Genomic DNA, 19060 nt, shown 5'->3' with positions numbered 1-19060 from the left:
GTCATATTCCAATCATTCACAGTATATGAGGGAAAGCCGGTGCATGTGCCTAATTAATCGATGATATCCCCTTGAAAAATTTGCTCGTTCTGCAGATAGTTCCGCAGCGGCGCATAATCAGCGGATGTCCAAAAGTCTGTATCCTTGAGCAGCTCTGCCGCATCGTCCCTGGCTTGCTCCAGCACCTCAAAATCGGCGGTCATGTCCGCCAGCCTGAACTCCGGCAGCCCGCTCTGCTTGGTCCCGAAGAAATCTCCAGGCCCCCGCAGCTCCAAGTCTCTGCGCGATACCTCGAAGCCGTCATCCGTATCGGTCATCGCTGTCATCCGCTCACGCCCGATCTCGGACTTCGGATCCGCTACAAGCACACAGAAGGAAGCGTGCTGGCCGCGCCCAACCCGGCCGCGCAGCTGATGCAGCTGAGACAATCCAAAGCGGTCCGCGTCCATAATGATCATCAGCGTGGCATTGGGAACATCCACACCGACCTCGACAACCGTCGTGGAGACGAGCAGCTGAATCTCGTTGCTGTAGAAGGCGCGCATAACCTCATCTTTTTCCCCGGGGGTCATCCGCCCGTGAAGCAGCCCCACCTTGTAATGGGGAAAAGCCTGCGACATTTGGATATGCAAATCAATCGCATTCTGTACATCCAGCTTTTCCGATTCCTCAATCAGCGGACAAATCAGATACGCCTGCCTGCCTTGGTCGACCTCGCGGTTGACCAGCTTCAGCACCCGTTCCATCAGATCAGGTTTGACCCAGTAGGTCATGATCGGCACGCGTCCTTTAGGCCGCTCCGAAAGTGTGGATACATCCATATCGCCGAAGACAGTAATCGCCAGCGTACGCGGAATAGGCGTTGCTGTCATGGTCAGCACATCCGGGTTATAGCCCTTGCGGCGCAGAATACTGCGCTGGTTGACGCCGAAACGGTGCTGCTCATCTGTAACAACCATTCCCAGCCCGCGGAAAAACACATCCTCCTGAATCAAGGCATGCGTACCGACTACAATATCGAGCATTCCCATTTGCAGCGAGGCCAGCAGATCCTTGCGTTTGCGGCCGGTCACACTTCCCGTCAGAAGGCCTACGGTAATTCCGAACGGTTCAAACATCTTGGTGAGCGATCGCATATGCTGCTCCGCGAGAATCTCGGTGGGCACCATCAGTGCCCCCTGAAATCCGGATTTCACGGTGGCATAGAGGGCAATTGCCGCAAGTACGGTTTTGCCGGAACCCACATCGCCCTGCAAAAGACGGTTCATGCAATACGGTGATCGCATATCCTGCAGAATTTCGAGCTCCACGCGTTTCTGGGCATCCGTCAGCTCAAAAGGCAGGCTGCGGACAAACTGCCTGACCGTAGCGTTGTCAACCGTATGCACCACACCGTCCATCCTGCCGCGGTTCAGCACACGGAAGGCCTGTACCTTGAGCTGGAATAAAAAAAGCTCCTCATAGACCATCCGGCGCCGCCCCTGCTGGCCCTCTCGTGTATCCTCCGGGCGATGAATCGTAGCAATGGCCCGTTTGCGGGACATGAACTCATATTTTCGTATAATGGAATGCGGAAGAATTTCCGGAATCAGCTCGCCGTATTGCTGCAGCCCTTGATGGATTATTTTGCGTATCCAGGTTTGCGTGATCTTGCCCCCAACGGAATAGACCGGCTGCAAGGTGCCGATCTTACCTTCTCCCCGGTCCGTAAATTCATAATCCGTCACGGTGATGGCATTCCGCTTTTGATCCCATTTGCCGGTAATCACAATTTCGCGCTGGGCCGTCAGCTGCTCCCGCACATAGTGCTGGTTGAACCAGGTTGCGGTGAACATCCACGGTTCGGCTACCATTTTGCAGCTCAACCGGGATTTGCCCCCAAAGCGCTGCAATACCGGGATGCCAATCACCTTCGCAACAAGAGTCGCTTTGTCGCCATGTTTGATTTCGCTTAAGCTGCGGGGCCGGAAATCATCATAGCGGAATGGATAATACTCCAGCAGATCCTTGACTGTAAAGACGCCAAAGGCGTGAAGCTCGTTTTGCTTTTGAGCGCTCACGCCATTTATTTGTTTTACCTCGATTGAATCCAAAGAAATCCCCATGTTCATCCCCTATTTACGCGGGCCAGATGAATACGGCTAAAGTACCGTTGCCGACATGGCTCCCTACTACAGGGCCCACGTTCGTCAGCACTTTCTCTTCCAGGGTGAAGTGTCCGGCCAATTCCTTAAGGAACTCTTCGCCGGAAGCCGGTTCAGCCGTATGACCCACGGCCACATTGATTTTGTCCACACCCGGCAGATCCTGTTTGAACAGCTCGATCATGCGGGCTACTGCCTTTTTGCGCCCCCTAACCTTCTCGACTGCGTAGATGATTCCTTCCGCATCAATAGAAAGAATGGGTTTGATGTTCAGCAGCGTTCCCAGAAAAGCGGAGGCTTTGCCTATTCTGCCGCCCTTTTGCAGATATTCCAGCGTATCGACCAGAAAATACAGCTTGCGGGACTGGCGGAGACGCTCTGCCTGTGCCAGGATATCCTCCGGGCTATGTCCTTCCGCAGCCAGCCGTGCCGCTTCGACCACCATAAAACCGAATCCATAGGAAGCCGAAAGCGAATCCACAACGGTGATAGATTCCCCCTTCTCTTCCAGCATGGATTTAGCCAGAACAGCCGATTGGTACGTGCCGCTGAGACCTGAGGAAATATGAAAAGAAAGGATGCGGCATCCCGGATAACGTTCCAGAATCCCCTGGTATACATTCATATACTCAACCGGTGACGGCTGAGAGGTAGTCGGCAGCGAAGTGGAACGGGGAAGACGTTCATAGAATTGCTCCGGTGTCATATCCACATTATCCCGGAATGCTTCCTCGCCGAACATCAGGGTCAACGGAACGACCTCAATGCCCAAAGCTTCAGCCATGGACGGCGGGATATCGGAAGTGCTGTCGGTGACGATTACGGTACGATTCATGGTATACCTCCCCTAACTATGATTGGACAGAAGCGCCGGATGATCACTTGGTCAGGAACACCGCAGCGCTTCTGCGTGAGACTATATAAGGAGTAAAGTGTCTACCTAGGATTCAACGGAAAAAAGATAATAATACAGCGGCTGGCCGCCCTTATGAATCTCTACTTCCACCTGAGGATAGGCTTCTTCAAGCCAGTTTTCCAGTGCTTCAGTGACATAATCCTCAGATTCAGCACCCGTCAATACTGTAACAATCTCATCACCATTCTCCAGCATGCTTTTTAAGAGCGCCTGGCTGGCCGCCAGCAGATCATCCGCAGCGGATACAATCTTCGAATTGGCTATTCCGATATACTGCCCGGATTTAATCTCCAGGTCCTCAATAACCGTATCACGGACCGCATTGGTAATCTGTCCCGATTTAACCTGGGAGATCGCCTCCAGCATGTTGCTGGTATTCGTGTCGACCGCATCGTCTTCCTGGAAGGCAAAAGCGGCGGCAATTCCCTGCGGGATGCTTTTGCTTGGAATAACGGTTATCTCACGTTCGCCTTCCAGCAGCTCCTTGGCCTGCTGAGCCGCAAGCACAATGTTCGAGTTGTTAGGCAGAAGATAGATATGCTTCGCCGAAATAGACGAGATCGCGTTAACGAAATCCTCCGTGCTGGGATTCATCGTCTGTCCGCCGGACAGAATGGCATCCACACCGAGGCTGCGGAAAATATCTGAGATGCCCTCACCGGACGATACAGCAATAAATCCGTATTGTGCCATGTCATCTGCAGGTGGAACCGCCGGTGCCTGCACGCTGCTCTCTTCCTGCGGAATATCCGCAAACAGATCCGGCATAGGTGCGATATCCATGCCGGCGGTCAGCAGATCGCGATGCTGCTCCCGCATGTTAAGAATATGGATCTGCGTAATTTCGCCATATTGCAGCGCCAGATTCAGGACCTCGCCCGGAGTCTTGGAATGAACATGGACCTTGATGGTCTCATCATCCGAAATGACAATAATGGAATCTCCATTAACTGACAACGCTTTCCGAAACGATTCCTCATCAAATTCCGCTTTGGCGGGACTGCCAAGCAGCCGGTTAATAAAAAATTCCATGTCGTATAGAAATTCGATGTCTTCCGTAGACAGCTGTGATTGCGCGGATGACTGCACGGAGGACAATACGTTCTCATGTTTGGTTAACACCGCTGAGGGCGATGCCGCAGGAGCGGAAGCAGTGGCTTGTCCTTGTACAGGTACTGGCACTGCTGTCCCGGTGCTGCAGGTCAGATAATGATGGAAGCCCTCATAAATGTAAACCAAACCCTGACCGCCGGAGTCTACAACGCCCACTTGTTTGAGCACAGGCAGAAGCTCCGGTGTGTTAGCGAGCGCTTCTTTGGCCCTAGCCAGGACTTCAGTCATCAGCTCTGTAACATCCGTAGTACGCCGCGCATAGTAGACTGCATGTCTGGCAGCTTCCTTGGCGACGGTAAGTATTGTTCCCTCTACCGGCTTGACCACCGCTTTGTAGGCTGTATCCACTCCGGTCTGCAGCGCTGCTGCGAATTGCTGCGTGTTCAACTCATCATATTGGGCTGCATACCGTCCAAGGCCCCTGAACAGCTGTGACAAAATAACGCCGGAGTTCCCCCGTGCCCCCATCAAGAGACCTTTGGATAATACTCCTGCACATTGGCCCACAGAGGCGGTATTATTTTTTTTCAATTCGTTCGCGCCTGCGGTCATCGTCAAATTCATGTTTGTACCCGTGTCTCCATCCGGAACCGGAAATACATTGAGGGAATTGACGTGCTCTGCATGCTGCTGCAGCTTCTCCGCTCCGGCGAGTACCATTGCGGTAAAATCTGTTCCGTTTATAGAACGCTTACTCAATGAGGATTCCCCTTCCTAACTTCATGCCTAATCAATGCTATGATTAACTGGACATAATACACTAATCTATATTGTACTATAAGAGCCAAAAGAAATAAATGTTTTTGAAGCGGTTGACGAAGCAAATTTTGCTGTGATATTATATTTAAGTATTGTTTTACGCAGGTGTAAGTAACAAGGAGGTGTAATCTATGTCCCGCAAATGTACTGTAACTGGCAAGAAACCGGGCAGCGGCAACCATGTATCCCATGCGAATAACCGCAACCGTCGCTCTTGGGGAGTTAACGTTCAGAAGGTCCGTATCCTCGTGAACGGCAAACCGAAACGCGTGTACGTCAGCACCCGTGCTTTGAAAGCCGGCAAAGTTGAACGCGTTTAGTCTTGGATTACTCTGAGACCTAGCGATATCTCATATCAAGTGGAAACGGCCATGCCGTCCTTAAATAGACGGTATCCGTTTCAGCGAGAAATAGAAGGATACTTTATAGCGCAGAGCTTATAAAGTCTTATATTTGAAGCAAAAAGCACCCTTTACATATGTAAGGTGCTTTTTTCATGTTTTCTGTTCTATTCCGCCTTCAGCTTTTCTGAAAAGTGTTCAAAATCGCTTTAACAAAACCTCCCAAAAATCTTGGCAGCTTGAACGTATAAAATTTCATCATTAACCCTCCCATCAATTCATGCCGTACGGTAGGAGACTTTCCTGTCGTGCGCTAACGTAACGAATGCAGACCTCCCTTATTGAACCTAGCAGAACCGGCTGTGCCGTACTCTGGAAGAGGCGGCTTCCGTTTCAGCGAGAAATAGAAAGATACTTTATAGCGCTCATATAAAGTATTCTACTCAAAAAAAGGCTACATGAGATTTCTGCTCATGTAACCATATTTATGCGTCAGCAACTTGGCCTATACCATTAGTTCGAACGTGTGCTTACGATTAGCGCAGGGCCGCTTCTGCCGCTTCACGGATCGCCTTGATGGCCGCTGCGCGGTCACTGCGTCCGAACACGGCATTTCCGGCCACCAAAACGTCTGCTCCCGCTTCAGCGACCAGCGGGGCAGTTGCTTCAGCGATGCCTCCGTCAACTTCAATACGCAGGGAGGTATGATTGACTTCCCGGGCCCACTCGCGGATCTGGCGGATTTTCTTCAGCGTGTGCGGGATAAACGACTGTCCGCCAAAGCCCGGGTTCACAGTCATTACCAGCACCATATCGACATCCTCCAGCACCTCGCGCACCGCCGAAGCGGGTGTACCCGGATTGATTGCTACTCCTGCAAGAAGACCCAGCTCCTTGATCTGATGCACCACGCGGTGAAGATGTACACAAGCCTCGGCATGAACTGTAATGACGCTGGCCCCCGAAGCTGCAAACTCAGGGATATAGCGTTCAGGGTTCTCAATCATCAAATGAACATCAAGCGGCAAAGAGGTATGAGCCTTCACAGCCTTTACAATCGGCGGTCCGAGCGTAATATTCGGTACAAAATGGCCGTCCATAACGTCTACATGAATCCAGTCTCCGCCACTGGCTTCCGCCTGTGCAACTTCAGCGCCAAGCGCAGCAAAATCAGCTGACAATATCGATGGTGCGATTGTGATCATAATGTTAGTACCTCCGCTTTTTATCTTTCATTTCATTGTAAAACAGCTTGTAATGCTCATATCGGCTGTCTGCGATCGCTCCTGAATTCACAGCCTCAATGACATGGCAGCCCGGTTCATGAATATGGCTGCACCCGCGGAATTTACAGTTTTCGGCATAGGAGGAAAACTCACGGAAGCAGGCGGACAGCTCTTCCACACCCAATTCCAGAAAATCAAGTTGGCTGAAGCCCGGAGTATCGGCCACAAAGCCGCCTCCCCCAATATCCATCAGTTCGACATGCCGGGTCGTATGACGTCCCCGGCCCAAGCGGAGGCTGATCTCCCCCGTCTCCAGCCCAAGGCCGGGCACAAGGCGGTTCAGCAGTGTGGACTTACCCACACCGGACTGTCCGGAGAAGACACTGATGATTCCGGCCAGACGTTCCCGCAGCTCCTGGCTGCCGGAGCCGGTAAGCGAACTTGTGACCATCACTTCATATCCGATGTGCTCGTACAGTTCTTTGACCTGATTCGTGGCTTCGCCGTCGTCCTCGGCCAAATCCTGCTTCGTCAGCACAATCAGTGTCTCCAGGCCGGAATGCTCAATGTGAACCAGAAATTTATCCAGCAGATTCAGATTCATATCCGGCTCGCGTACAGAGAACAGCAGCACAGCCAGTTTGACGTTGGCTACCTGCGGGCGGATCAGCTCGGACTCCCTGGGAAGCAGCTCATCAACCATGCCTTCCCCATTTTCAGTCAGGACGTATTTAATACGGTCGCCAACAAGCGGAGCGATCCCTTTCTTCTTCAGAATTCCCCTTCCCCGGCACTGTACAGCTTCTTCCTCGGCAGCAATCAATCCATCGCGGAGCGGTTTGACGTAATAATAACCGCTTAATGCTTTGATGATAATTCCTTCAGGCATACATCATGAGCCATCCTCTCCTGATTTTGCACAAATGACCCAAGTTAACAGGCTACCCGGGTCATTCTGCTGACTGCAGCCGCTCGGGGATTTCTCCCGGGCAGCTCAGTTTGTCTCTTTTATTTGTCTTTGTTATTGCCTTTTTCCTTGCTGTTTCCTTTATCTTTGTCATTGACTTTATTGTCCGCTGTCTGCCCATTGCCGTCATTGCTGGCTACATATCCTGTCTGATTCACTGAACCTGTAGTTGTGCCTTCTTCAGTAGATGGAGGCAGAATCTCAGGTTCTACCGTTGGATCGGCAGAAGCCGGCGGCGGTTCTGTTGGTGCCTGAGTCGGCTCAGGAGTGTGCTGGACCGGAGGTTCCGGATCAGGCACCGTTCCATTTTTGGCATCCGCATATTTAATCGAATAGGTGGCCACAAAATCACCATCCTGGTAGACAGAAACGGAACCGTCCTTATTAGGGGCCAGCAGCAATTTCACAGACAGCCTTTGGCTTTTGGCAATCGTGCGCGTTCCCCATTCCTGGTTCTCGCCGTCCTTGCGGGCATCGGCATAAATAATGCGGATTTTGGTCTTGGTACCTTCAACCGAAGGGGCTACCGGTACATTGAATGTATATTCCAACGCTTCAGGAGGGTAACCTTTACTAACGGTAATGTTAATCTTTTCACCTGGCGAAGCGGTATCGCCTTTTTCATAAGGCCATTGCTCCATAACGATGCCTTTCTCGACGGAGAAGCTGGATTCCTCCTTGACTTCACCGAGGACAAGACCTGCCGCTTCAAGCAGGCTCTTCGCCTCTCCCTGCGGCTTGTTAGTAAGATCAGGCACATCAGCGGTCTCTTTCCCTTGGCTCACAATCAGCTTGATCGTCGCCGTCGCCGGATCATACTCGCTGTCCACGGCTGGCTCTGTGCCGATAACCTGCCCTTCAGGGAAATCCTCGCTGTAGCGCTGGTCCGGGGTAATCCGGCTCTGATCCACACCTTCAGCGATCAGCAGCTTAATCGCTTCTTCTTCAGTCTTGCCCGCTAAAGGAATCATCTTAGTAAGTGGCTTGGCAATGTTTACTGTAAGAGCGATATGCGTGTCTTCCTTGACCATAGTATCCGGCTCTTTACTCTGCTTCCATACTACATCAGGCTCGAAATTTGCATTGTATTCCCCCGTAGGCGGTTCGTCGGCAACGAGCCCGACCTTGGCAAGCTCCGCTTTCGCTGCTTCAAAAGACATACCGGTCACCTTGGGGACCGCTACTTCATCTACGGCAAGCTTGGCATTTACGTACCAGACCACTCCGCCCATAGCAAGCAGCACCAGCAATGTGAGGCTGATCCACAGCACAGCACGCCCCGACTTGCGCTTGCCCGGACTGCGGGGCTCCTCCTCTTCATCCCGCCTCATCCGCTCTTCTCCGCTGCCAGCGCGGCTGCCGAGCCCCCGCTGCATGGGCCTGATTGCCGGAATAATGCGGGTTCTGTCCTCGTCTTCCTCATCATGGAACTGCGTTTTGGTTTCACTGCGCCGTTCCGGAAGCAGACAGGTCTCCAGATCCTGCAGCATTTCCTTCGCTGACTGATATCGTTCCTCAGGATTTTTGCGCATGGATCTTAAAATGACATTTTCAACGCTTTGCGGAATCAGCGGATTCAGCAGCCGAGGCTCTTCAAATTCCTCCTGCAAATGCTTCAAGGCTACGCTGATCGGACTTTCGCCCAAAAAAGGAAGCACTCCGGTAAGCATTTGGTAAAGCACAATCCCCAAGGAATAAAGGTCAGACTTCTCCCCCGTCGTCACCCCTTTGGCATGCTCCGGCGAAAAATAATGCACCGATCCGACTACTGAGCCCGTCTGGGTTATCGTTGTGGAAGTGACGGCCCTGGCGATCCCAAAATCCGTCACCTTAACTCTTCCATTGCGCCCGATCAGGATATTATGCGGCTTGATGTCCCGGTGTATGATCTGATTCTGATGGGCATGATCCAGCGCATCACAGATCTGGGAGGCAATACGTACGGCTTCATCCACCTGCAGTGGAGCCCGTTCTTTGATAATCTCATTCAGATTCTTGCCTTCTACATACTCCATGACAATATAATGAATTTCATCTTCCTGTCCCACATCATATATACTAACCACATTTGGATGTGACAACGACGCAGCGGACTGCGCCTCCCGCCGGAAACGGCGGATAAATTCCTCATCATGCACAAACTGATTTCGCAAAACCTTGATAGCAACGTTCCGGTTAAGCAGAATGTCATGGGCTCTGTAGACGAGCGCCATGCCACCTCCTCCGATGCGTTCAATCACTTGGTAACGGCCGCCCAATTCGTGACCGATCATCTTTCCCACTCCTTTGTCTCGGGCACAGCGGCCTCTCCTTGATGTTCTAACATAGCGACACTTATATTATCGCCGCCGCCTGCCAGCAAAGCCAACTGAAGTAAACGGTCCGCTCGTTCCTCTAAGGATATTTCCTGTATCCCTGCCACTTTCCCCAAATGCTCCTGGCTGACGAAATTGCTGAGGCCGTCACTGCATAGAAGCAGAAGCTCCCCCAGTTCCAGACGTACAGGCGCCAGATCAGCCGTTACCTCGGCATCCGTCCCCAGCGCCCTGGTCAGAACATTGCGGCGCGGATGGTTATCAAGCTCCTCGAGGCTGATCTGGCCGTTCTTGAACAGCTCATTGACCAGCGTATGATCCTCGGTTAACTGGACGGCTGCACCATCCTTGATCAAATAGGCTCGGCTGTCACCGATATGGCCGATATACCCGGCCTCCCCCTTAAGCAGCACAGCAACGACCGTTGTACCCATATTATGGTATTTCTCGTCGCTTGATGCCTCATTGTGGACCGCATGGTTAGCTTCGTATATGGCGGCAGACAGCGCATGCTGCAGTTCTTCCTCCGGCAGATCAGGCTGAAGCCCGTACAGGGCATTCTTCATGGTTTCCAGAGCAAGACGGCTTGCGGTATCGCCAGCCAGATGTCCGCCCATTCCATCGGCGATAATGCCGAGGGTATAGCCGTTTTGTGTCACGCCGATCCAGACTGAATCCTCATTGACGGTACGTACCCGGCCAATGTCGCTGGCATGAACTGTTCTGATCAAATATCCTCACCCCAACTTCTCCATGTGTTTGGCACGCAGCTGTCCGCATGCGGCCGCTATATCATGGCCCTGCTCACGGCGGATGGTAACATTTACGCCATGGTCGGCCAGAATACGCTGAAATTCAAAAATATCATTGCGGGAAGTCCGTACATACTTGCGCTCAGGCACATGATTCACGGGAATCAGATTCACGTGGCAGAGCATGGTCTTAAGCACCCCGGCGAGCTCTTCCGCATGTTCCTTCTGGTCATTGACACCGCCAATCAGAGCATATTCAAAGCTGATCCGGCGGCCCGTCTTAGCCTGATAGTACCGCAGGGACTCAATCACATCATCAAAAGGATACCGCCGGTTAACCGGCATCAGCTTGGAGCGCAGCGCATCATTAGGTGCGTGGATGGAGATCGCCAGATTGATCTGGGTATCCTCATCAGCAAATTTATAGATGTTCGGCACAATTCCGCTGGTGGATACCGTGATATGCCGTTGTCCAATATTCAGGCCTTTCTCATGAATCATCAGACGCAGAAACCGCATAGTCGCGTCATAATTCTCAAAGGGTTCACCCGTGCCCATGATTACAATGCTGCTGACCCGCTCACCGCGGGCATCTAGAATCTGCTGGGAGCGAACCACCTGGGCCACAATCTCGCCAGCAGTCAGATCGCGTTTAAGACCGCCGAGAGTTGAGGCGCAGAAGGTGCACCCGATCCGGCAGCCTACCTGTGTCGTTACACAGACGCTGTTGCCATAATTATGCTTCATAATAACGGTCTCGATCGCATGATCATCATGCAGACCGAACAGGAATTTCACTGTGCCGTCCTTGGACTCCAGCTTTGTAATTTCCGTCAGCGCCGCTATGCGGAACTGTTCATCCAGCTTGGCGCGCAGCGCCTTGGACAAATTGCTCATCGATTCGAAATCATTGACCCGCTTGACATACAGCCAGTCAAAAATCTGCCCCCCGCGAAAAGCGGGCTCTCCGTTGTCCTTGGCCCACTGCTGCAACTCTTCCAGAGAAAAATCATATATTAAAGGTTTCATTAGAATTAGCACCTGTACTTTCTTAAGATATAGAAATTTATCAGCATACGCTCACCAATCAGTTCTATATAAGTTGAACTTTAGTTTTACATTGTTGGTATGGTCGTAACTGCGGGGAATGTTTGGACTTCCAGCCGCTGTTGTCCCCAGATTTCTTAATTGAACATCTTTTAACGGTTGAAATCCGGTGACAAAGGCGGACGCATTCGCTCTTCCAGTTCCAAACTTCCCCTCCGCACTCCTACCCTTTTATGATTTTTAAGTTCATCTTATACAGTTAAGGTTATGCGTATTATTTCTCATTCTTCCTATTTTAACACAAATATCAGAGCCGGTAAAAGAAAAGCCCGCCACGCATAAAGACCCGCGGGCGGGAAACCGGTAAATGCCTTTAGAAACTGCTATGTTACAAGATTCTTTGCAGCCTGGAAATGTAGAAGCCGTCACTGCCGTAATGCTGTGGCAACAGCTGAAGCCCTTCTCCTGCCGCCAGTGCGGTTCCCTGCACTCTTTGCCACACCGGCGAAGTAAAGGTTGCCGAAGTAAACCCGGGATTGTTCCCGAGGAATTCAGCGATTACGCTGCTGTTCTCTTCCTGCTCTGTAGTGCAGGTGCTATACACCAGAATACCGCCGGGCTTAAGCAGCCGGGATACCGATTGCAGCAGCTCAGCCTGAAGAGCAGCCACACTGGCTACATCCTCCGGTTGTTTGCGCCATTTCAAATCGGGCTTGCGGCGGATGACCCCAAGACCCGAGCAGGGTGCATCAAGCAGAATCCGGTCAAATGATTCCGGTTCAAGCGACCGGGCCAGCAGGAGTGCGTCAGTGCTGCCTGTGGCAATACAGTCCAGGCCAAGCCGCTGCGCCTGATCTGCAATCAGCTGGGCTTTGTGGGAATGCAGATCATTTGCGTAGATATAACCTTCGTCTTTCATCAGTTCGCCCATGTGGGCGCTTTTGCCGCCCGGTGCGGCGCAGCAGTCAAGCACCCTCATGCCCGGCTCCGGCGCCACCGCTTCAGCCACAAGCATGGAGCTCTCATCCTGTACAGACAAGTAACCGTCCCGGTACCAGGAGGTCAAAGCCAGATTGCCGCCGCCCCTGACTACAATGCCGTAGGGGCTGACCCGGGAAGGCGAAGCTGCAAGTCCCGCTTCAAGCATCTGTTCCAGCAGCGCATCGCGGCTGATCATTGTAAGATTCACACGCACACTGGCCGCAGGCGGCTCATTGTTCGCAGCGCACATTGCTTCAGCGGTATCCAGTCCATACTCCGCAGCCCATTGCTTCACCATCCACAAGGGATGGGAATGGAGGATAGAAATCCGCTGCTCAGGGCTGAGATTCTCCGGCAATACCGGAAGCTCCTCGGCACGCAGCACGCTCCGAAGTACCCCATTCACCATTCCCGATATTCCCTGATGACCGCGTTTCTTGGCGATATTTACCGCCTCGTTAACGGCTGCATGTGAGGGAATCCGGTCCAGATACATGATCTGATACAAGCTTAAGCGCAGCAAATTGCGTACCCAGGGCTGAAGTTTGGCAATGCCTTTGCTGACGAACCCGTCCAATACAAAATCCAGGGTAAGGAGCCGGGATATGCTGCCGTATACCAGTTCCGTGGCAAGCCCAGCATCCTCACGGCTGAGCGCAGATTTCTGCAAGCTGCTGTTCAGCAGCAGATTGCTGTAGGCTCCCTGCTGCTCAACACGGACAAGAATATCGAGCGCCACTTCCCGGGCAGATTCGGCTGCCCGGGTATCTGCGGCACCCGACCGAGCAGGTTTGCCTGCCGTTCCTTTTCTTTTACTGCCGCCTGCCGGGCTTGCTCCAGATGCTCCTGCGCCGTTCCTGCCGCCGTCCGGCTGCATAAGCGGCCTCTTGCGGTCCGCGCCGCCGCTGCCCGCGCTCAACCCAGCACCGTCCCGGGCTTCATCGCAGCGCCCCGGCTGAAATCAGCTGCGGTCATAGCCTTTTTGCCGGCTGGCTGAACCATAGTAAGGGACAGGCTGCCATTGCCTGTCTTCACCTTTACGCCATCGCCGCTCACCTCAATGACCGTACCGGGCACAGCCCCGCTGCCTCCGCCGTCCGCAGCAGGTTTCTGCGCTGCCCACACCTTGAACGTTTCCCCGTTCCAGAGGGTAAAAGCGCCAGAGAACGGCACCAGTCCGCGAATGCGGTTATAAATTTCTTGCGAGCTTACGCTCCAATCAATCCGTTCATCTTCCCTGGTGAGATTCGGCGCGTAGGTGGCTTCGCTGTCATCCTGCGGAGTTGCCTGCACGCGCCCTTTTGCCAGCCGGGGCATTTCCGCCTTGAGAAGCTCACATCCCGCCACGCTAAGCTTCTCGAACAGAATTCCCGAAGTGTCCTCCTCTTCGATTGGAACCTCTACCCGTGAGATCATGTCTCCGGTGTCCAGGCCTTCCGCCATATACATCAGGGTAACCCCGGTAAGCTTCTCGCCATTGATAATACAGCGCTGAATCGGCGCACCGCCCCGGTATTTCGGCAGCAGCGAGCCGTGAACATTCACACAACCGTACTGCGGAAGCTCCAGCACCGCTTTGGGGAGAATCTGTCCGTAAGCTGCCGTAACAATCAGATCCGGCTCATAGGCAGCCAGCTCAGCTACGGCTTCAGGACGCCGCATCCGTTCAGGCTGCAGCACAGGCAGTCCCAGAGACAGGGCTGCCGCTTTGACCGGAGAAGGGGTCAGTGTCTTTTTTCGTCCCTGCGGCCGGTCCGGCTGGGTGACGACTGCAACTACCTCATACCCCTCCTCCAGCAGCATTTGCAGGGAAGGCACCGCAAATGCCGGAGTCCCCATGAACACTATCTTCATTCCATTCACTCCCCAGTTTCGCTGCGCTCAGCGGTATACTCGTATACCTTCTCGGCAATATCCGTGAACAGCACCCCGTTAAGATGGTCAATCTCGTGCTGAAACGCCCGGGCCAGCAGGCCGCTTCCGGTAATCGTCACTTCGTTGCCTTCACGGTCAAGTCCACGCACGGTTACCGTCTCAGCACGGCGCACATCACCATTCAGGCCCGGAATACTAAGACATCCCTCCGGTCCGAATTGTTCACCTTCCATGCTGACAATTTCCGGATTGATCAGCTTAATCAATCCATGCTCTTCATCGGCATCCACGACGATCAGCCGTTTCAGGATACCGACCTGCGGGGCGGCCAGTCCAACGCCTTCCGCGTCGTACATGGTATCCGCCATGTCATCCAGCAGCTTTTGAACATTGGGGGTTACCTTGGTCACCGTCTTAGCTGTCTTATGCAGCACTTCATCCGGTTCTTTCACGATCAGCCTTATAGCCATTACAAACACACCATCCTTGAACATTTCTATAGTATAGCTAATTCTGAACTCTCTATATAAGCTTTCTTCAACTTTATATCCTGCACATTAATGAATTTTCTGCAATGCGTACTTATTGTATCACGCCTGCTGATTACATCAACATTTGCGGATCTACATCCAGGCTGATCTGCAGTCCGGTATCACGAACCGAATCCTCCAGCTCTTCCGCCACTTCACGGGCCAGTCCGATGGCATCAATAGAGCCGCGCCATTTGATGATACATTGGAACCGGTACCGGCCTTTTAGCCGGGGAAGCGGGGATGCGACAGGACCCAGCAGATCAAGCGCATCGGAGGACAGCTTGTCCAGACTGCCGAACCAGCGCAGCTGCCGCGCTTTGCCCTGCAGGTTCAGCGCATAATTCTCCGCCAAACGCAGCAGCACCGGCAGCTGTTCATGAGAAAGCGTGACAAGAATCAGCCTGCAATAAGGAGGGTAATGCAGTTCCCGGCGGTGCTTCAGTTCTTCACGTACAAAAGAGTGGTAATCATGCCCGCTGGCATGAACGATGGAATAATGCTCCGGCGTATAGGACTGCACAACCACTTCGCCTGGAAGCTGATGGCGTCCTGCCCTGCCGGCAACCTGTGTCAGCAGCTGGAAAGTTTTTTCTGCCGCCCGGAAATCAGGCAGGTTCAGCGCGGAATCGGCGGTAATCACTCCCACCAGGGTAACGTCTGGAAAGTCCAGCCCTTTGGCTACCATTTGCGTGCCCAGCAGCACATCGGCTTTTTTGTCCCTGAACTGGTTCAGCAGCTTCTCATGCGAACCCTTCTCCGTGGTAGTGTCTACATCCATACGAATGACACGGATGCCGGGAAACAGCTTGCCGAGCTCTTCCTCAACCCGCTGGGTGCCGGTGCCAAAGAAACGGATATGCTCGCTTCCGCATTCCGGGCACAGCTTGGGCGCCGGTTCGGCGTGGCCGCAGTAGTGGCAGCGGAGATTATCACTGCGGCTGTGGTAGGTCAGCGAGATGTCACAGTCGGGACAGCCCGCCACATAACCGCAGCTGCGGCACATCACAAAGGTGGAAAACCCTCTGCGGTTCAGCAGGAGCACCGTTTGCTCCCCACGTTCCAGCCGGCTCTCCAGAGCCGTATGGAGCCGGCGGCTGAACATCGAACGGTTCCCTTCCTTCAGCTCCTCCCGCATATCCGTCACATGCACCTTGGGCAATTCATTGCCAAGTGCACGGCTGGGCATGTGCAGCAGGACTGGCGAGAAATGAATATCGCTCTGCGACCTGGCCGCATGATAGCTCTCCAGCGAAGGTGTAGCGGAGCCAAGGATAACCGCAGCTCCCCCCTGCTCTGCACGGCGGACCGCAACATCCCGGGCATGGTATTTCGGATTCTCCTCCTGCTTATAGGAGGATTCATGCTCTTCATCCATAATAATGAGACCCAGACTCATGAACGGAGCAAAAACCGCGGAACGGGCGCCTACAGCCACCGATGCTTTCCCTTCACGGATTTTGCGCCATTCATCATACCGCTCGCCCACAGACAAACGGCTGTGCATCACGGCGACACCACTCCCAAAGCGGCCTTTGAACCGCTCGACCATCTGCGGTGTGAGAGCAATCTCAGGCACAAGCACAACCGCCTGCCGCCCTTGATCCACGCAGCGCTGTATACACTGAAGATAGATTTCTGTCTTGCCGCTTCCGGTAACTCCATGCAGCAAAAACACTTCATGGCGCTGCTCATCCACAGTTGCGGCAATTCTGTTATATACAGCTTCCTGCTCTTTCGTCAACGGCAGCGGTGTGCTGGGCTTGAAATCACGCCCCCGGTAAGGGTCCCGGTATACCTCAATCTCGCTGATCTCAATAAACCCCTTATCCTCCAGGGCTTTTACTGTCCCCGCCGTAACCTGCAGAATTGACAATATATCCTTCATCGGCATCGGAAGCATAGCCTCCATGTCAATCAGGAAAGACAGCACTTCTTTTTGGCGGGCGGAACGCGCCGGAAATCCGGCAAGGGATTCGCGGGCTGCCGAGAGCCCTATGGCCAAATCAACCGCCTTGAGCTTCTTTTTGCCCATCTTGTCCTTGATTGACTGGCTCTCGGCCAATACGCCGCGGCGGAGCATAAACTTTACCGTCTCCGCAGCCTGGGGGAAGGTCCGGGTCAGCAGCTTCATGGAGACTTCTCCATGGCGTCCGACAAATTCTGAAATCCGGTTTTCCTCCTCATCAGTCTCCAGGAACATCGGAAACAGCTCGTCAGCCGTACTGTCCCCCTCATCCGCTGCATCGCCGAGCGTTATCAGCCGTTCAGCCTTGCCTTTTAGAGCCGTAGGGAGCATCGCCTGAAGTGCGGATATCCGCCTGCAGGCGTATCTTTGGCTCATCCAATCCCCCAGCTCAACCAGCTCCGGAGACAGCGGGGGAAGCAGATCCAGCACTTCCTGTATCGGCTTCATACCGGATACTGTACCTGTCTCCCCGGATTCCAGGGATACTACAAAACCCTGCACCGTACGGTGTCCAAAGGGCACTGCTACCCGGCTTCCCACCTCAATCCATAATTTAAGCGAGTCTGGTATCAAATAATCAAACGGCCGGTCAGTGCTGCGCACAGGAACATCGACAATGACCTTGGCTATCTCCATTATGATTGTGCTCCGGAAATACGCTTAACCGCCAGCTGCAGCAGCTGCCGTGCTACTTCATCCTTGGAAGTCTGCGGCAGATTAAGCACCAGCCCTTCTGCATCATAGACGGCTACAATATTGGTGTCCGAACCGAATCCGGCACCTTCCAGGGTAACATCGTTGGCAACAATCAAATCCAGATTTTTGCGGACCAGCTTGTCTTTGGCATAAAATTCGGTATTGCCTGTTTCGGCTGCAAAACCGATAAGAAACTGCTTATCCTTGTGTTTCCCCAGATTCTCCAGAATGTCTGTTGTTTTTACCAGCTCAAGGTTCAGCGTATCCCCGCTCTTCTTAATCTTGGATTCCGCGCTCTGCCGCGGACGGTAATCCGACACAGCCGCAGCTTTGACCAGGATATCGCAATCTTTCCAGGCGTCCAGTACTGCATCGTACATATCCGCAGCCGATTCAACCCGGACCACACGAATCTCCGGATCCTGCGGAGGCGCCTCATCAGTGCGCGCAGCAATGAGGGTGACCTCTGCTCCCATAACACGTGCAGCCCTGGATAGGGCAAAACCCATTTTGCCGGAGGAATCATTGGTAATATAGCGGACCGGGTCAATGCGCTCAATCGTTCCGCCTGCAGTTATTACCACTTTTTTACCGGCGAGCGGCCCATTCGCTGCACTGTCCTGCAGCGCAAAAAATTGTTCTACCACCTTTACAATCTCTTCCGGCTCCTCCAGCCGCCCTTTTCCTACATAACCGCAAGCCAGCTGTCCTTCACCCGGCTCTATGAATTTCACTCCCCGCTTATGCAGCGTGTTGATGTTGTCAATCACCGCAGGATGCTGATACATGTGCACATTCATCGCCGGTGCCACCATCACCGGGGCTGTGGCCGCAAGCAGGGTGGTAGACAGCATGTCATCCGCCAGGCCGTGTGCCATTTTGGCAATAATATTGGCGGTTGCCGGTGCAACCAATACAAGATCGGCGGAATCCGCCAGGTCGATATGCGAAATCGAAGACGGATCGCGCTCCTGAAAGGTATCGCTGTAAACACGCTGCTTGGATAAGGACTGCAGTGTCAGCTCTGTAATGAACTGCTTGGCCGAAGCGGTCATGATCACATGCACCGTGGCCCCTTTTTGTGTAAGCTTGCTGGTCAAAGCCGCGCCTTTATAGGCAGCAATCCCTCCGGTTATCCCCAAAATAATCGTTTTGCCCTGTAAGCTCTTCAACGTAATCTCCCCCCTGTTCCCTTGTCACCTGAAAAATCCTCAGTTTTTGAGAAAAAAATAACAACCTTCCGGTTGTCAGATACCGCCCGGTCCGGGCTATTAAGAACTACGTTCAAACTACAGACCCCTAACCCAAGAAGAAACGGCAGCAGCCCCAAGCAGAATCGGATAAACCGCCCTTAAAAGGACGGTACCCGTTTCAGCGAGAAATAGAAGGATAATTTATAGCGCGAAGCCTATAAATTCTTCTATTTATA

General features: G+C 53.1%; 15 protein-coding genes. 1 reads left to right on the top strand and 14 read right to left on the bottom strand.

Features of this window, described 5'->3' with window-relative positions:
• Positions 1 to 53: 53 nt before the first annotated feature.
• The 3 genes from recG to PGRAT_RS12940 form a co-directional block, all read right to left on the bottom strand.
• Complete coding sequence (gene recG, locus PGRAT_RS12950) at positions 54 to 2105, bottom strand: ATP-dependent DNA helicase RecG (RefSeq protein WP_025708256.1); 2052 nt, start codon at positions 2103 to 2105, stop codon at positions 54 to 56.
• 13 nt (positions 2106 to 2118) lie between these two features.
• Complete coding sequence (locus PGRAT_RS12945) at positions 2119 to 2979, bottom strand: DegV family protein (protein ID WP_025708255.1); 861 nt, start codon at positions 2977 to 2979, stop codon at positions 2119 to 2121.
• Between the two features lie 105 nt (positions 2980 to 3084).
• The gene (locus PGRAT_RS12940) at positions 3085 to 4872 is read right to left on the bottom strand and encodes a DAK2 domain-containing protein (RefSeq protein ID WP_025708254.1); all 1788 of its coding nucleotides are present in this window, start codon (positions 4870 to 4872) and stop codon (positions 3085 to 3087) included.
• A 191-nt stretch (positions 4873 to 5063) separates the two neighbouring features.
• Between PGRAT_RS12940 and rpmB the strand changes: the two genes are divergently transcribed.
• Positions 5064 to 5252 carry a 50S ribosomal protein L28 gene (gene rpmB / locus PGRAT_RS12935; protein WP_019911441.1) on the top strand — a complete coding sequence of 63 codons (189 nt, stop codon included), beginning with the start codon at positions 5064 to 5066 and terminating at the stop codon, positions 5250 to 5252.
• A 199-nt stretch (positions 5253 to 5451) separates the two neighbouring features.
• Here the strand turns inward: rpmB and spoVM are convergent, their stop codons facing one another.
• The 11 genes from spoVM to coaBC all read right to left on the bottom strand — a co-directional run bounded on the left by spoVM (position 5452) and on the right by coaBC (position 18803).
• Positions 5452 to 5532 (bottom strand): stage V sporulation protein SpoVM, encoded by an 81-nt coding sequence (spoVM, locus tag PGRAT_RS12930; protein ID WP_020431362.1) that lies wholly within the window; start codon positions 5530 to 5532, stop codon positions 5452 to 5454.
• Positions 5533 to 5809: 277 nt separating this feature from the next.
• A complete protein-coding gene (gene rpe / locus PGRAT_RS12925) occupies positions 5810 to 6478 on the bottom strand; it encodes a ribulose-phosphate 3-epimerase (RefSeq protein WP_025708253.1) in 669 nt (222 codons plus the stop codon).
• Between the two features lie 4 nt (positions 6479 to 6482).
• Entirely contained in the window at positions 6483 to 7388 is a 906-nt protein-coding gene (rsgA, locus tag PGRAT_RS12920) for a ribosome small subunit-dependent GTPase A (RefSeq protein WP_025708252.1), read from the bottom strand.
• Between the two features lie 119 nt (positions 7389 to 7507).
• Complete coding sequence (pknB, locus tag PGRAT_RS12915; RefSeq protein ID WP_025708251.1) at positions 7508 to 9739, bottom strand: Stk1 family PASTA domain-containing Ser/Thr kinase; 2232 nt, start codon at positions 9737 to 9739, stop codon at positions 7508 to 7510.
• Complete coding sequence (locus tag PGRAT_RS12910) at positions 9736 to 10512, bottom strand: Stp1/IreP family PP2C-type Ser/Thr phosphatase (RefSeq protein WP_025708250.1); 777 nt, start codon at positions 10510 to 10512, stop codon at positions 9736 to 9738. The genes pknB and PGRAT_RS12910 overlap by 4 nt, the downstream gene beginning before the upstream one ends.
• 6 nt (positions 10513 to 10518) lie before the next feature.
• Positions 10519 to 11562 (bottom strand): dual-specificity RNA methyltransferase RlmN, encoded by a 1044-nt coding sequence (gene rlmN, locus PGRAT_RS12905; RefSeq protein WP_025708249.1) that lies wholly within the window; start codon positions 11560 to 11562, stop codon positions 10519 to 10521.
• 406 nt (positions 11563 to 11968) lie between these two features.
• Entirely contained in the window at positions 11969 to 13438 is a 1470-nt protein-coding gene (rsmB, locus tag PGRAT_RS12900) for a 16S rRNA (cytosine(967)-C(5))-methyltransferase RsmB (RefSeq protein WP_081954791.1), read from the bottom strand.
• A 38-nt stretch (positions 13439 to 13476) separates the two neighbouring features.
• Positions 13477 to 14415 carry a methionyl-tRNA formyltransferase gene (fmt, locus tag PGRAT_RS12895; RefSeq protein ID WP_025707142.1) on the bottom strand — a complete coding sequence of 313 codons (939 nt, stop codon included), beginning with the start codon at positions 14413 to 14415 and terminating at the stop codon, positions 13477 to 13479.
• 5 nt (positions 14416 to 14420) lie between these two features.
• Positions 14421 to 14906, bottom strand: a complete 486-nt coding sequence (def, locus tag PGRAT_RS12890; RefSeq protein ID WP_025707141.1) for a peptide deformylase — start codon at positions 14904 to 14906, stop codon at positions 14421 to 14423.
• 133 nt (positions 14907 to 15039) lie between these two features.
• A complete protein-coding gene (priA, locus tag PGRAT_RS12885; RefSeq protein ID WP_042266708.1) occupies positions 15040 to 17571 on the bottom strand; it encodes a primosomal protein N' in 2532 nt (843 codons plus the stop codon).
• Positions 17571 to 18803 carry a bifunctional phosphopantothenoylcysteine decarboxylase/phosphopantothenate--cysteine ligase CoaBC gene (coaBC, locus tag PGRAT_RS12880; RefSeq protein WP_025704317.1) on the bottom strand — a complete coding sequence of 411 codons (1233 nt, stop codon included), beginning with the start codon at positions 18801 to 18803 and terminating at the stop codon, positions 17571 to 17573. Before coaBC ends, priA begins: the two co-directional genes overlap by 1 nt.
• Between the last annotated feature and the right edge of the window lie 257 nt (positions 18804 to 19060).

Origin of the sequence: Paenibacillus graminis (assembly GCF_000758705.1) — a bacterium.
GTDB classification, from domain to species: Bacteria; Bacillota; Bacilli; order Paenibacillales; family Paenibacillaceae; genus Paenibacillus_AQ; species Paenibacillus_AQ graminis.
Note: the sequence above shows the minus strand (reverse complement) of the source record. Positions and strands in the feature narration are given on the sequence as shown.